At 65.9% G+C, this 14,427-nt stretch carries 9 protein-coding genes and 3 rRNA genes; 2 read left to right on the top strand and 10 right to left on the bottom strand.

Annotated elements, in window-relative coordinates:
• Window positions 1-34 precede the first annotated feature (34 nt).
• The 6 genes from ACWZEH_RS19425 to ACWZEH_RS19400 form a co-directional block, all read right to left on the bottom strand.
• Window positions 35-1,207 carry an acetoin utilization protein AcuC gene (locus ACWZEH_RS19425; protein ID WP_456192434.1) on the bottom strand — a complete coding sequence of 391 codons (1,173 nt, stop codon included), beginning with the start codon at window positions 1,205-1,207 and terminating at the stop codon, window positions 35-37.
• Complete coding sequence (locus ACWZEH_RS19420) at window positions 1,158-2,393, bottom strand: MFS transporter (RefSeq protein WP_456192433.1); 1,236 nt, start codon at window positions 2,391-2,393, stop codon at window positions 1,158-1,160. Before ACWZEH_RS19420 ends, ACWZEH_RS19425 begins: the two co-directional genes overlap by 50 nt.
• Window positions 2,394-2,453: 60 nt before the next feature.
• Window positions 2,454-3,104, bottom strand: coding sequence for an HAD family hydrolase (locus ACWZEH_RS19415; protein WP_456192432.1), 651 nt, complete (start codon window positions 3,102-3,104; stop codon window positions 2,454-2,456).
• Window positions 3,105-3,169: 65 nt separating this feature from the next.
• A 5S ribosomal RNA gene (rrf, locus tag ACWZEH_RS19410) occupies window positions 3,170-3,286 on the bottom strand.
• Window positions 3,287-3,385: 99 nt separating this feature from the next.
• Window positions 3,386-6,506, bottom strand: a 23S ribosomal RNA gene (locus tag ACWZEH_RS19405).
• A 308-nt stretch (window positions 6,507-6,814) separates the two neighbouring features.
• Window positions 6,815-8,344 (bottom strand): 16S ribosomal RNA (locus ACWZEH_RS19400).
• The 16S, 23S and 5S rRNA genes sit together here, the layout of an rRNA operon.
• Before the next feature lie 901 nt (window positions 8,345-9,245).
• Between ACWZEH_RS19400 and trpS the strand changes: the two genes are divergently transcribed.
• The gene (trpS, locus tag ACWZEH_RS19395; RefSeq protein ID WP_456192431.1) at window positions 9,246-10,286 is read left to right on the top strand and encodes a tryptophan--tRNA ligase; all 1,041 of its coding nucleotides are present in this window, start codon (window positions 9,246-9,248) and stop codon (window positions 10,284-10,286) included.
• A gap of 121 nt (window positions 10,287-10,407) precedes the next feature.
• Entirely contained in the window at window positions 10,408-10,995 is a 588-nt protein-coding gene (locus ACWZEH_RS19390; protein WP_456192430.1) for a cysteine hydrolase family protein, read from the top strand.
• A gap of 81 nt (window positions 10,996-11,076) precedes the next feature.
• Here ACWZEH_RS19390 and proC read toward each other — a convergent pair whose 3' ends face one another.
• The 4 genes from proC to ACWZEH_RS19370 all read right to left on the bottom strand — a co-directional run bounded on the left by proC (window position 11,077) and on the right by ACWZEH_RS19370 (window position 14,390).
• Window positions 11,077-11,889 carry a pyrroline-5-carboxylate reductase gene (proC, locus tag ACWZEH_RS19385; RefSeq protein ID WP_456192429.1) on the bottom strand — a complete coding sequence of 271 codons (813 nt, stop codon included), beginning with the start codon at window positions 11,887-11,889 and terminating at the stop codon, window positions 11,077-11,079.
• Window positions 11,890-12,020: 131 nt separating this feature from the next.
• Complete coding sequence (locus ACWZEH_RS19380; RefSeq protein ID WP_456192428.1) at window positions 12,021-12,818, bottom strand: ABC transporter permease; 798 nt, start codon at window positions 12,816-12,818, stop codon at window positions 12,021-12,023.
• The gene (locus tag ACWZEH_RS19375; protein ID WP_456192427.1) at window positions 12,815-13,672 is read right to left on the bottom strand and encodes an ABC transporter ATP-binding protein; all 858 of its coding nucleotides are present in this window, start codon (window positions 13,670-13,672) and stop codon (window positions 12,815-12,817) included. The genes ACWZEH_RS19380 and ACWZEH_RS19375 overlap by 4 nt, the downstream gene beginning before the upstream one ends.
• A gap of 205 nt (window positions 13,673-13,877) precedes the next feature.
• Window positions 13,878-14,390, bottom strand: a complete 513-nt coding sequence (locus ACWZEH_RS19370) for an EamA/RhaT family transporter (RefSeq protein ID WP_456192426.1) — start codon at window positions 14,388-14,390, stop codon at window positions 13,878-13,880.
• Window positions 14,391-14,427: the final 37 nt, after the last annotated feature.

Below are 14,427 nucleotides of genomic sequence, written 5' to 3'. Positions count from 1 at the left end.
AGCGCGGGCCCGCGCCCCGTACGGCGCGGCCGGGCTAGGGCAGCAGCCCACGCAGCGGGAAGACCGCGCGCCGGGTCGCCAGTACCGCCTGGTCGAGACGGTCCGCCGGGTCGTAGCCGTCCTCCCAGGAGGCCCAGGACACGGGCCACCGGCCATCGGTCATCCGCACCGGTCCCAGCTGCCGGGTCCGGGCGTACACCTCCTGCCGCCAGCTCTCGGGGATCATCGTCGCAGGATCCACCGGCTTGCCTGCCGCGATCCCCACCAGATGCGTCCAGGACCGCGGGACGACCTCCACCACCGCGTAACCGCCGCCGCCCAGCGCCACCCAGCGCCCGTCGGCGTGTTCGTGCGCCAGCTCGTGGCACGCCACCTGTACCGCGCGCTGCGCGTCCAGCGACACCGCCAGATGTGCCAGCGGGTCCTCGAAGTGCGTGTCCGCCCCGTGCTGCGTCACCAGTACCTGCGGCCGGAAGTCCGCCAGCAGCTCCGGCACCACGGCGTGGAACGCCCGGAGCCAGCCCTCGTCCCCGGTCCCGGCCGGCAGGGCGACGTTGACCGCGCTGCCCTGCGCGCTGTCCGCCCCGGTCTCCTCCGGCCACCCGGTCTGCGGGAACAGCGTCCGGGGATGCTCGTGCAGCGACACCGTGAGGACCCGCGGGTCCTCCCAGAACGCCGCCTGCACCCCGTCCCCGTGATGCACGTCGACGTCGATGTACGCGACGCGTTCGACGCCCAGCTCCAGCAGCCGGGCGACGGCCAGCGCCGCATCGTTGTACACACAGAACCCCGAGGCCGCTCCCGGCATCGCGTGGTGCAGCCCGCCCGCGAAGTTCACCGCGTGCAGCGCCTCTCCCCGCCACACCGCCTCGGCCGCGCCCACCGACTGCCCCGCGATCAGCGCCGACGCCTCGTGCATCCCCGCGAAGGCGGGATCGTCCGTCGTTCCCAGCCCGTACGACTGGTCCGCGGACGCCGGGTCCGCCGACGCCGCCCGCACCGCGCCGATGTAGTCCTCGCGGTGCACCAGCCGCAGCGTCGACCCACCGGCCGTCTTCGCCGCGACCACCGCCACCTCACGGTCCAGCCCCAGGGCTGCCACCAGACTCCGGGTCAGCACGAGCCGGACCGGGTCCATCGGATGGTCCCGGCCGAAGTCATAACCCGTTACTTCCTCGTCCCACATCAGCTGTGTGCGGCCGCTCATGCCCGCCACCGTATCGGTCCGGTTCAGAAGTGAACGACCTGGCGTACACGAGTGTCACCAGCACCAGGACCATCGGCACGAGCATCGCCCCTCGGTAGCTCCAGACGTCCCCGAGCACCCCGACCAGCGGGGAACCGATCAGGAACCCCACGTAGTTGAAGACGTTGAGCCGTGCGACGGCCGCGTCCGACGCCCCGGGGAACAACCGCCCCGCAGCCGCGAAGGTCTGCGGCACCAGCACACAGAGCCCCAGCCCCAGCAGCGTGAACCCCAGCATCCCCACCCACTGACCGGGCGCCCCGGCGACCACGGCGAACCCCGCCGCCGCCACCAGCGCCCCGGCCCGCACCACCGCCACGGCGCCGAAGCGCCGCACCCCGAAGTCCCCGATCGTCCGTCCCAGCAGCGTGGTGACCATGTAGACGTTGTACGGAACGGTCGCCGTCTGTTCCGAGCTCCCCAGCACGTCCTGGAGGTACTTCGCGCTCCAGTTCGAGACCGTCGAGTCCCCGATGTACGCCACCGTCATCACCAGACACAGCGGCAGCAACAGCTTGAAGGCGACCGTCCCGGACCCGGACCCGCTCTCCTCGGTCGGCCCGGCACCCTCGCCCCCGCCCTCGTGCTGCTCCTGGTCCACGTACCGCCGGCTCCCGATCAGCGCCGCCGGCATCAGCACCAGCACGACCGGCAGATACGACACCCACAGCGCCAGCTGCCAGTGCGCCCCCACCCACGCGAGCGACGCCCCGGCGATGCCGCCCAGACTGTAGGCGGCGTGGAAACTCAGCATGATGCTGCGCCCATAAGCCCGTTGGAGGCTCACCCCGAGCATGTTCATCGAGGCGTCCAACGCCCCCACGGCCAGCCCGAACACGGCCAGCGCCACGGCCAGCCCGGCCATGTGCTCCCCCGCCCCGACCCCGAGCAGCGCCAGCAGCACGACCGGCTGCGACCACCGCAGGACCCGGCTCGGCGGCACCCCCTTCACCAGGCGCTCCGTCACCACACTTCCGATACCGGCGAGCACGGGCACCGCGGCGAGGAAGGCGGGCAGCAGCGCGTCGGAAACCCCGTACCGGTCCTGGATGGCCGGGATCCGCGTCACGAGCAGAGCGAAGGCGACTCCCTGCACCAGGAAGGCGAACGCCAACGAGGCCCTGCCGCGCCGCAGCACATCAGTCATGGCGGCGAGCGTAGGGCCCCGGCGTACTGGTGGGTAGATCCGGCCAAAGGTGAATCGTGCTCAGTTCTTCCTCAGGAGCCCAGGCAACTCCGCCGGATGCGAGAAGAGTTGTGTGGCGCCCGCCAGCTTCTCGGCCGGCGTCATCGAGGTGAACCCGTACACGTCCATCCCGGCCGCGACCGCCGCCTGGACGCCCAGTGGACTGTCCTCGACCACGACACACCGCTCCGGTGCGACCCCCATCCGTTCCGCCGCGTACAGGAACAGGTCCGGCGCCGGCTTGCCCCGCCCCACATCCTGGGAGCTGAAGATCCGCTCGTCCTCGAACCACCGGTCGAGCCCGGTCGTACGGTGACCCACCCGGATCCGCTCATGGCTCCCGGACGAGGCCACGCAGTACGGCACCCTGTCGGCCGTCAGCGTCTCCAGCACTTCGACAGCACCGGCCACCGGCTTCAGCTCCCGCTCGAACGCGGCGAAGACACGGCCATGGAACACATCGTCGAAGTCGTCAGGCAACCGCTGCCCGGTCCGCTCCTCCACCAGGTCGTGCACCCGATGCATGGCGGACCCCATGTAGTCACGGATGGACTCCTCGTACGACGTCGGATACCCGAGCTCGGTGAGGTAGCCGGCCAGAAGCCGGTTGGAAATGGGCTCACTGTCGACGAGGACACCGTCGTTGTCGAAAATAACCAGGTCATAGTCCATGGCTTCGACCTTAAACGCAGAAAGCCCCGTGCCGAATGGCACGGGGCTTTCCCTTCACAAAAATTGTTCGGCGGCGTCCTACTCTCCCACAGGGTCCCCCCTGCAGTACCATCGGCGCGGTAAGGCTTAGCTTCCGGGTTCGGAATGTAACCGGGCGTTTCCCCTACGCTATGACCACCGAAACACTATGAAACAATCAATCCAACCGCACCACACACCGTCCGGGGACGGGTGCGGGGTTGTTCGTGGTTTCAGAACCAACACAGTGGACGCGAGCAACTGAGGACAAGCCCTCGGCCTATTAGTACCGGTCAACTCCACACGTTGCCGTGCTTCCATATCCGGCCTATCAACCCAGTCGTCTACTGGGAGCCTTACCCTCTTATAGAGGTGGGAGTCCTCATCTCGAAGCAGGCTTCCCGCTTAGATGCTTTCAGCGGTTATCCCTCCCGAACGTAGCCAACCAGCCATGCCCTTGGCAGGACAACTGGCACACCAGAGGTTCGTCCGTCCCGGTCCTCTCGTACTAGGGACAGCCCTTCTCAAGACTCCTACGCGCACAGCGGATAGGGACCGAACTGTCTCACGACGTTCTAAACCCAGCTCGCGTACCGCTTTAATGGGCGAACAGCCCAACCCTTGGGACCGACTCCAGCCCCAGGATGCGACGAGCCGACATCGAGGTGCCAAACCATCCCGTCGATATGGACTCTTGGGGAAGATCAGCCTGTTATCCCCGGGGTACCTTTTATCCGTTGAGCGACGGCGCTTCCACAAGCCACCGCCGGATCACTAGTCCCGACTTTCGTCCCTGCTCGACCCGTCGGTCTCACAGTCAAGCTCCCTTGTGCACTTACACTCAACACCTGATTACCAACCAGGCTGAGGGAACCTTTGGGCGCCTCCGTTACTCTTTAGGAGGCAACCGCCCCAGTTAAACTACCCATCAGACACTGTCCCTGATCCGGATCACGGACCCAGGTTAGACATCCAGCACGACCAGACTGGTATTTCAACGACGACTCCACCACCACTGGCGTGGCAGCTTCAAAGTCTCCCAGCTATCCTACACAAGCCGAACCGAACACCAATATCAAACTGTAGTAAAGGTCCCGGGGTCTTTCCGTCCTGCTGCGCGAAACGAGCATCTTTACTCGTAGTGCAATTTCACCGGGCCTATGGTTGAGACAGTCGAGAAGTCGTTACGCCATTCGTGCAGGTCGGAACTTACCCGACAAGGAATTTCGCTACCTTAGGATGGTTATAGTTACCACCGCCGTTTACTGGCGCTTAAGTTCTCAGCTTCGCCACCCCGAAGAGTGACTAACCGGTCCCCTTAACGTTCCAGCACCGGGCAGGCGTCAGTCCGTATACATCGCCTTACGGCTTCGCACGGACCTGTGTTTTTAGTAAACAGTCGCTTCTCGCTGGTCTCTGCGGCCACACCCAGCTCAGAGGGAAAACCCCATCACCGGACATGGCCCCCCTTCTCCCGAAGTTACGGGGGCATTTTGCCGAGTTCCTTAACCATAGTTCACCCGAACGCCTCGGTATTCTCTACCTGACCACCTGAGTCGGTTTAGGGTACGGGCCGCCATGAAACTCGCTAGAGGCTTTTCTCGACAGCATAGGATCATCCACTTCACCACAATCGGCTCGGCATCAGGTCTCACCCACATGCCATCCGGATTTACCTGGATGACGGGCTACACCCTTACCCCGGGACAACCACCGCCCGGGCTGGACTACCTTCCTGCGTCACCCCATCACTCACCTACTAACCGCTTGGGCCGGCGGCTCCACCACTTTCCATTCCCCGAAGGGTCCGGAACGGCTTCACGGCCTTAGCATCACGATGCTCGATGTTTGACGCTTCACAGCGGGTACCGGAATATCAACCGGTTATCCATCGACTACGCCTGTCGGCCTCGCCTTAGGTCCCGACTTACCCTGGGCAGATCAGCTTGACCCAGGAACCCTTAGTCAATCGGCGCACACGTTTCTCACGTGTGTATCGCTACTCATGCCTGCATTCTCACTCGTGAACCGTCCACAACTCGCTTCCGCGGCTGCTTCACCCGGCACACGACGCTCCCCTACCCATCACGATCCCCGTTGGGGGTACATATCGCAATGACACGACTTCGGCGGTACGCTTGAGCCCCGCTACATTGTCGGCGCGGAATCACTAGACCAGTGAGCTATTACGCACTCTTTCAAGGGTGGCTGCTTCTAAGCCAACCTCCTGGTTGTCTGTGCGACTCCACATCCTTTCCCACTTAGCGTACGCTTGGGGGCCTTAGTCGATGCTCTGGGCTGTTTCCCTCTCGACCATGGAGCTTATCCCCCACAGTCTCACTGCCGCGCTCTCACTTACCGGCATTCGGAGTTTGGCTAAGGTCAGTAACCCGGTAGGGCCCATCGCCTATCCAGTGCTCTACCTCCGGCAAGAAACACACGACGCTGCACCTAAATGCATTTCGGGGAGAACCAGCTATCACGGAGTTTGATTGGCCTTTCACCCCTAACCACAGGTCATCCCCCAGGTTTTCAACCCTGGTGGGTTCGGTCCTCCACGAAGTCTTACCTCCGCTTCAACCTGCCCATGGCTAGATCACTCCGCTTCGGGTCTTGAGCATGCTACTGAAACGCCCTGTTCGGACTCGCTTTCGCTACGGCTTCCCCACTCGGGTTAACCTCGCAACACACCGCAAACTCGCAGGCTCATTCTTCAAAAGGCACGCAGTCACGACGCAAGGACAAGTCCTTGCGCGACGCTCCCACGGCTTGTAGGCACACGGTTTCAGGTACTATTTCACTCCGCTCCCGCGGTACTTTTCACCATTCCCTCACGGTACTATCCGCTATCGGTCACCAGGGAATATTTAGGCTTAGCGGGTGGTCCCGCCAGATTCACACGGGATTTCTCGGGCCCCGTGCTACTTGGGTGTCTCTCAAACGAGCCGCTGATGTTTCGACTACGGGGGTCTTACCCTCTACGCCGGACCTTTCGCATGTCCTTCGCCTACATCAACGGTTTCTGACTCGTCCCACGGCCGGCAGACCGTGAAAGAGAGATCCCACAACCCCGCATGCGCAACCCCTGCCGGGTCTCACACACATACGGTTTGGCCTCATCCGGTTTCGCTCGCCACTACTCCCGGAATCACGGTTGTTTTCTCTTCCTGCGGGTACTGAGATGTTTCACTTCCCCGCGTTCCCTCCACATACCCTATGTGTTCAGGTATGGGTGACAGCCCATGACGACTGCCGGGTTTCCCCATTCGGACACCCCCGGATCAAAGCCTGGTTGACGACTCCCCGGGGCCTATCGTGGCCTCCCACGTCCTTCATCGGTTCCTGGTGCCAAGGCATCCACCGTGCGCCCTTAAAAACTTGGCCACAGATGCTCGCGTCCACTGTGCAGTTCTCAAACAACGACCAACCACCCATCACCCCCGGCAACAACCGGAGTTCACTGGGGTCGGCATCGGAGGGGGTTCATTCCCTCAGACACCCAACAGCGTGCCCGGCACTCCCCGCCGCCTTCCTCGACGTTCCACACCCGTGCGGGCAGTACTGGAAGAAGAAGACGATCAAGAGTGCCGAATAATCAACGTTCCACCCATGAGCAACCAGCATCGGACATGCGCCGATGTACTGGCCCCTGGACCACCAGGCAAGCCTGGCAGCCTAGAAGTGCTCCTTAGAAAGGAGGTGATCCAGCCGCACCTTCCGGTACGGCTACCTTGTTACGACTTCGTCCCAATCGCCAGTCCCACCTTCGACAGCTCCCTCCCCACAAGGGGGTTGGGCCACCGGCTTCGGGTGTTACCGACTTTCGTGACGTGACGGGCGGTGTGTACAAGGCCCGGGAACGTATTCACCGCAGCAATGCTGATCTGCGATTACTAGCAACTCCGACTTCATGGGGTCGAGTTGCAGACCCCAATCCGAACTGAGACCGGCTTTTTGAGATTCGCTCCACCTCACGGTATCGCAGCTCATTGTACCGGCCATTGTAGCACGTGTGCAGCCCAAGACATAAGGGGCATGATGACTTGACGTCGTCCCCACCTTCCTCCGAGTTGACCCCGGCGGTCTCCCGTGAGTCCCCAACACCCCCGAAGGGGCTTGCTGGCAACACGGGACAAGGGTTGCGCTCGTTGCGGGACTTAACCCAACATCTCACGACACGAGCTGACGACAGCCATGCACCACCTGTACACCGACCACAAGGGGGGCACTATCTCTAATGCTTTCCGGTGTATGTCAAGCCTTGGTAAGGTTCTTCGCGTTGCGTCGAATTAAGCCACATGCTCCGCTGCTTGTGCGGGCCCCCGTCAATTCCTTTGAGTTTTAGCCTTGCGGCCGTACTCCCCAGGCGGGGAACTTAATGCGTTAGCTGCGGCACCGACGACGTGGAATGTCGCCAACACCTAGTTCCCACCGTTTACGGCGTGGACTACCAGGGTATCTAATCCTGTTCGCTCCCCACGCTTTCGCTCCTCAGCGTCAGTAATGGCCCAGAGATCCGCCTTCGCCACCGGTGTTCCTCCTGATATCTGCGCATTTCACCGCTACACCAGGAATTCCGATCTCCCCTACCACACTCTAGCCTGCCCGTATCGACTGCAGACCCGGGGTTAAGCCCCGGGCTTTCACAATCGACGCGACAAGCCGCCTACGAGCTCTTTACGCCCAATAATTCCGGACAACGCTCGCGCCCTACGTATTACCGCGGCTGCTGGCACGTAGTTAGCCGGCGCTTCTTCTGCAGGTACCGTCACTTTCGCTTCTTCCCTGCTGAAAGAGGTTTACAACCCGAAGGCCGTCATCCCTCACGCGGCGTCGCTGCATCAGGCTTTCGCCCATTGTGCAATATTCCCCACTGCTGCCTCCCGTAGGAGTCTGGGCCGTGTCTCAGTCCCAGTGTGGCCGGTCGCCCTCTCAGGCCGGCTACCCGTCGTCGCCTTGGTGAGCCATTACCTCACCAACAAGCTGATAGGCCGCGGGCTCATCCCTCACCGCCGGAGCTTTTAACCCCCACCCATGCGAGTGGAAGTGTTATCCGGTATTAGACCCCGTTTCCAGGGCTTGTCCCAGAGTGAAGGGCAGATTGCCCACGTGTTACTCACCCGTTCGCCACTAATCCCCACCGAAGTGGTTCATCGTTCGACTTGCATGTGTTAAGCACGCCGCCAGCGTTCGTCCTGAGCCAGGATCAAACTCTCCGTGAATGCTTTCCCGGCTGCGTCCGGTTAAGGACTGCGGGTCGACACATCACGAGAGCGGAACGGTCGGGCGGAATAGGCCCGGCCGTTCACAGCGTCCTCGCTGTGTTTTTCTTCAAAGGAACCTCGTCCCGGCCGAACGGCCGGAGACGGGGTATCAACATATCTGGCGTTGATTTTTGGCACGCTGTTGAGTTCTCAAGGAACGGACGCTTCCTTTGTACTCACCCTCTCGGGCTTTCCTCCGGGCGCTTCCCTTCGGTATTTCGTGTCCCCGACTCTACCAGATCTTTCCGATCCGATTTCCTCGGGGTTTCGCCTTCCGGGTTCCCGCTTCCGCGTTTCCCTTTCCGGCGGCTCCGACTCTATCAGATCTTTTTTCTTCGACCTGACCCCCAGTCAGCGGGGTTCGTCTTTCCGGCCCTCGGGCCGTTCCGACGAGGTGAGACTCTAGCGGATTCCCGGCTCCCGAGCTAATCGGGGGCCTGCGCCCTTTCAAGCGCGGATTCCTCATTTCACGAATACGCACACCAATGACATGACAGCAGACAGAGGACTGTCGTCGATCAGGTGCGGTACTTGCGGAATGGCTGTCCGGGGCCGACCGGAGTCGGTGCTCACGTCGGACAACTCGGAGAACAGTACGGATCACGGCAGGGCGTGTCAACTCGCTGCCGTGATCCTTGCCCGGCCCCCCTCTTCAGGGCGTAGCCTGGCCCGCATGACGACGACGCGTACGTACAGCCAGTTCTGGTGGGCCGCCTGACAGCGGCCGTCGTACGTATGCGCTCAACGGCCGCCGCTTCGGTGGCCGTTTTCGTTTCTCCCTCCGGGGCTTCGGCCCTCGGGACTCCGGGAGCGGCCGGCCGGGGCGACGGCCACGACCGGGAGACGGAGACAGGAAGCGATGACACGGGTCTTCAGTGGGATCAAACCGACCGGGCATCTGACGCTGGGGAACTACCTGGGGGCCATGCGGCGGTGGGCCGAGGTCGACCAGCACCGGGCGGACGCGTTGTTCTGTGTCGTCGACCTGCACGCGCTGACCGTGGACCACGATCCGGCACGGGTACGCAGACTGAGCCGGCAGGCGGCGACGCTGCTGCTGGCCACCGGGGTGGATCCGGAGCTGTGCACCGTGTTCGTGCAGAGCCACGTCGACGAGCACACCCGTCTGTCGTACGTGCTGGAGTGTGCGGCGACCGACGGCGAGATGCGGCGGATGATCCAGTACAAGGAGAAGGCCGCGCTGGAACGGCGGCGGGGCGGCAGTGTGCGGCTGTCACTGCTGACGTATCCCGTGCTGATGGCGGCGGACATCCTGGCGTACGGGACGGACGAGGTGCCGGTGGGGGACGACCAGGCCCCGCACGTGGAACTCACACGGGATCTGGCCGTGCGGTTCAACCAGCGGTACGGGCACACCTTCACCGTGCCCCGGGCCACGCATCCGGCGGTGGCCGCGCGGGTGATGAATCTGCAGGACCCCCTGGTGAAGATGGGGAAGAGCGACGACGTCGGACCGGGGATCGTCTATCTGCTGGACGAGCCGGACGTGGTGCGCAAGAAGGTCATGCGGGCCGTGACCGACAGCGGTACCGATGTCGTGTACGACCGGGAGGCGCGGCCGGGGGTGGCGAATCTGCTGGAGATTCTCGCGGCGTGCTCGGGCGGGGACCCGGAGACGCTCGGCGGTGCGTACGAGTCGTACGGGGCGTTGAAGAAGGACACCGCGGAGGCCGTGGTCGAGGTGCTGAGGCCGTTGCGGGAGAAGCACAAGGAGCTGTGCGCGGATCCCGGTTACGTGGAGGGGGTGTTGCGGGACGGCGCGGAGAGGGCTCGCGGTATGGCACGGCCCACCGTGGATGCCGCTTGTCGGGCCATCGGCCTGCTTCCGGCGTCCGATGTCGGGGCCGGGGCCGGGGCCGGAACTGGAACCGGGAGATAGTCCCGGTATCCGTGCCCGTGGCGGTGTCCTTGCCGGTCGGTCGGCTCCCTTGGCAGTAAGTCGTGGGTCGATGGCCTCCGTACCTCTGGGAGGTGGGGTGCGGGGGCGGCACGATCGGGGCATGGACATTGCGGAGAACGCGGCGCTGGTGGTCGTCGACGTGCAGCGGGGTTTCGAGGACCTCGGTTTTTGGGGGCAGCGGAACCATCCGGGGGCGGACGAGAACATCGCCGCGCTGCTCGACGTGTGGCAGGCGTCGGGGCGGCCGGTGGTGTTCGTGCGGCACGACTCGGTCGAGCCGGGGTCTCCCCTGCGTCCGGGGCAGCCGGGCAACGGGTTCAAGGAGTACGTGGAACAGCGGCGCGGAAAAGGAGGTGCGGGCGCCGGGCTGCTGGTGACGAAGAGCGTGAACTCGGCGTTCCACGGCACCCCGGATCTCGGCGCCTGGCTGAAGAACGCCGGGATCTCGCAAGTGGTGCTGGTCGGGATCCAGACCAACATGTGTGTGGAGACGACGGCCCGAGTGGGCGGGAACCTCGGGTACGACGTGGTGGTCGTGTTCGACGCGACGTACACCTTCGACGTGGAGGGGCCGTTCGGCTGGCGGCGCACCGCGGACGAGGCGGCACAGGCGTCGGCGGTGACGTTGCACGGGGGCGGGTTCGCACGTGTGGTGGGGTCGGGGGACGTGCTCGCCGGAGCGAAGTGAGGGGCAGCGGGGGGCGGTGACCGACGGGACGCCCGGTCGTGGGCGCCCCGGGCAGGGGATGGTCGGGGCGGGGGCCCGGTCTCAGTCCTTGGTGCCGGAGGCCAGTTCGCGACTGCGGTCGCGGGCGGCTTCGAGGGCGGCGATGAGGGCGGCTCGTACGCCGTGGTTCTCGAGTTCGCGGATGGCGTTGATGGTGGTGCCGGCGGGGGACGTGACGTTCTCGCGGAGCCGTACGGGGTGCTCGCCGCTGTCGCGGAGCATGGTCGCGGCGCCGATCGCGGACTGGACGATCAGGTCGTGGGCCTTGTCGCGGGGCAGGCCGAGCAGGATGCCGGCGTCCGTCATGGCTTCGACCAGGTAGTAGAAGTACGCCGGACCGGAGCCGGAGAGGGCGGTGCAGGCGTCCTGCTGCGACTCCGGGACGCGGAGCGTCTTGCCGACGGCGCCGAAGATCTCCTCGGTGTGGGCGAGGTGTTCCGGGGTGGCGTGGCTGCCGGCGGAGATGACCGACATGGCCTCGTCGACCAGGGCGGGGGTGTTCGTCATGACGCGGACGACCGGGGTACCGGCGGCGAGGCGGTCCTCGTAGAAGGAGGTGGGGATGCCGGCGGCGCCGCTGATGACCAGGCGGTCGGCGGGGGTGTGCGGGGCCAGCTCGTCGAGGAGGGTGCCCATGTCCTGCGGTTTGACCGTGAGGATCAGGGTGTCGGCGGTCTTGGCGGCTTCGGGGTTGGAGACCGGGGTGACTCCGTGGCGGGCGCGGAGTTCGTCGGCCCGCTCCTGGCGGCGGGTGGTGACCAGGAGGTCGGCGGGAGCCCAGCCGGCGCGGATCATTCCGCTGAGCAGGGCCTCACCGATCTTGCCGGTGCCGAGGACTGCGACTTTCTGAGCCATGGCGGGGGATGACCTCCGGGGTGCGCGTCGTCCTGGTGCATCGTCCTGGTCATCCTCGCACCCGGGGGGCGTGGGGGCGGGGTGATGTCCGGTGGGCGGACGGTACGCGGACGTCGGCGCCCGGGGGCGCGTCAGGCCGTCCTGCGGCGGAGGGTTGCCGCACCGAGGGCGAGCACCAGCAGGGCGCAGCCGGCGACGACCAGGATGTCGCGTACGAAGGCGGCGGTCATGTCCGTGTGCCGGAGGACCTCGTTCATGCCGTCGACGGCGTAGGACATGGGGAGGACGTCGGAGACGGTCTCCAGGACGGGGTGCATGTTCTCGCGTGCGGTGAAGAGTCCGCACAGCAGGAGCTGGGGGAAGATCACAGCCGGCATGAACTGCACCGCCTGGAACTCCGAGGCCGCGAAGGCCGAGACGAAGAGGCCGAGGGCTGTACCGAGGAGCGCGTCGAGCAGGGCCACCAGCAGCAGCAGCCACGGGCTGCCGACGACGTCGAGTCCCAGGAACCAGACCGCCAGCGCGGTGGCCAGGGCGGACTGGACGATCGCGATCGCGCCGAAGGCGAGGGCGTAGCCGGTGATCAGGTCGCCCTTGCCGAGCGGCATGGCGAGGAGGCGTTCGAGGGTGCCGGAGGTGCGCTCGCGCAGGGTGGCGATCGAGGTGACCAGGAACATCGTGATCAGCGGGAAGATCCCGAGGAGCGAGGCGCCGATGTTGTCGAAGGTGCGCGGGCTGCCGTCGAAGACGTAGCGGAGCAGGAACAGCATCAGGCAGGGGACGAGCAGCATCAGCGCGATCGTGCGCGGGTCGTGGCGGAGCTGGCGCAGGACCCGGGCGGCGGTGGAAAGGGTGCGCGAGAGGTTCAGGGCGCTCGTCGCCGCAGGGGACGGGGTCGGAGGGAGCGTCGTCGCACGGGGGGTGCTCATCGTGAGGTCTCCTTCGTGCGGCTTGCTGCGACGGCCGCGTCCACCAGGTGCAGGAAGGCCGCCTCGACGGTGTCGGATCCGGTACCGGTGCGCAGGGCGTCGGGGGTGTCGTCGGCGAGGATCTCGCCCGCGCGCATGAGCAGGAGGCGGTCGCAGCGCTCGGCCTCGTCCATGACGTGGGAGGAGATCAGCAGGCTGGCGCCCCGTTCGGCGGCGATGGTGTGGAAGAGCTGCCAGAGGTCTCGGCGCAGGACGGGGTCGAGACCGACCGTGGGTTCGTCGAGGACCAGCAGCTCGGGAGTGCCGAGGAGGGCGACGGCGAGGGAGACGCGGTTGCGCTGGCCGCCGGAGAGGTCGCCGGCGAGGGCGTCGGCGTGGGTGGTGAGGTCGACGTCGGCGATGGCCCGGGTGACGTTGTCGCGGCGGCGGTCGGCGGCGATGGGGGTCCCCCCGCGCGAGCGAATTCGAGCGTGGGGGAGGCCGGGGTCGAGGACCGAGGCGAAGTAGTCGAGGTTCTGCCGGACCGTCAGGTCGTCGTAGACCGAGGGGGCCTGGGTGACGTAACCGATGCGGGTGCGCAGGGTGGGGTGGCCCGCGGGGAGGCCGAGCACGTCCAGCGTGCCGGTGACCTTGGCCTGGGTGGCGACGATGGCCCGCATCAGGGTCGACTTGCCGCAGCCGGAGGGGCCGAGGAGGCCGGTGACCTGCCCGCGGGGGACGGTGAAGTCGAGGCCGCGCAGGACGGTGCGGGGGCCTCGGACGACGGTGAGGTCCTGGGCCCGGACGGCGGGGTCGTGCTCACCGGGACCCTCGCCGGTGTCCGGGTGTGGAGGGCCGGAGAAGTAATTCATCATGTGATGAATAATCCTCTCGGGTGCGGAACACGTCAAGCGGGCCGACGGACATGCCGAAGGGACGCGCGGGCGCGGTGGCGGCGGGCGCGTGGCGGTGGCGCGTGGTGATGAGGATGCGGTGGAGGCAGGCGGCGGGGGCGGGCCGGGGCGGCGACGTGCGGCTCGGCGCGGGCGCGCGGGCAGCGACCCGCCCGTCGGTGCGCGGTTACGGGCGGCGGCGCTTCGTGGGGTTGCCGGAGCGGCGGGACGTCCGCTTCTCGTACTGGGTGCGGGCCGTTTCGTACTCCTCGCGGTGGAGCCCCTCACCGGGGGCCTCGGCGAGGGAGCGGAAGAAATAGGCGAGGAGGGAGCCGACGAAGCCGATGGTCAGCAGGCCGCGGAGGGACCGCAGGCGGTCCGGGTCGGGACGCCGCTTGAACGCCTCCCAGGTGTGCCCGAACGCGAGGGCGCTGCAGACCGCGAACATCACGGCCATGAGGAGGGTGACGAAACCGCCGACCTCGGCGATCTGGAGACCCTGGTAGGCGATGCGCAGAACGAGGCAGGCGGCGGCCGCGGCGGCGAGCGAGCCGACGGCGACGCCGACGCGGCGGGCCGGGTAGCCGTTGCCGTGGTCGACCCAGGTCGTCCCGAAGAAGCGGATGGGCTCGGGGCGGGGGCCGACGGGGGTCCCCGAGGAGCCCGCGGGGTGGTCCGGGGTGCCGTTCTCTGCGCTCACGCTTCGATTATGGCTCCGGTACCCACGCGGGCTCCGA

It is taken from the genome of Streptomyces yamdrokensis, assembly GCF_053890455.1.
This window is presented reverse-complemented; position numbering and strand designations above follow the sequence as displayed.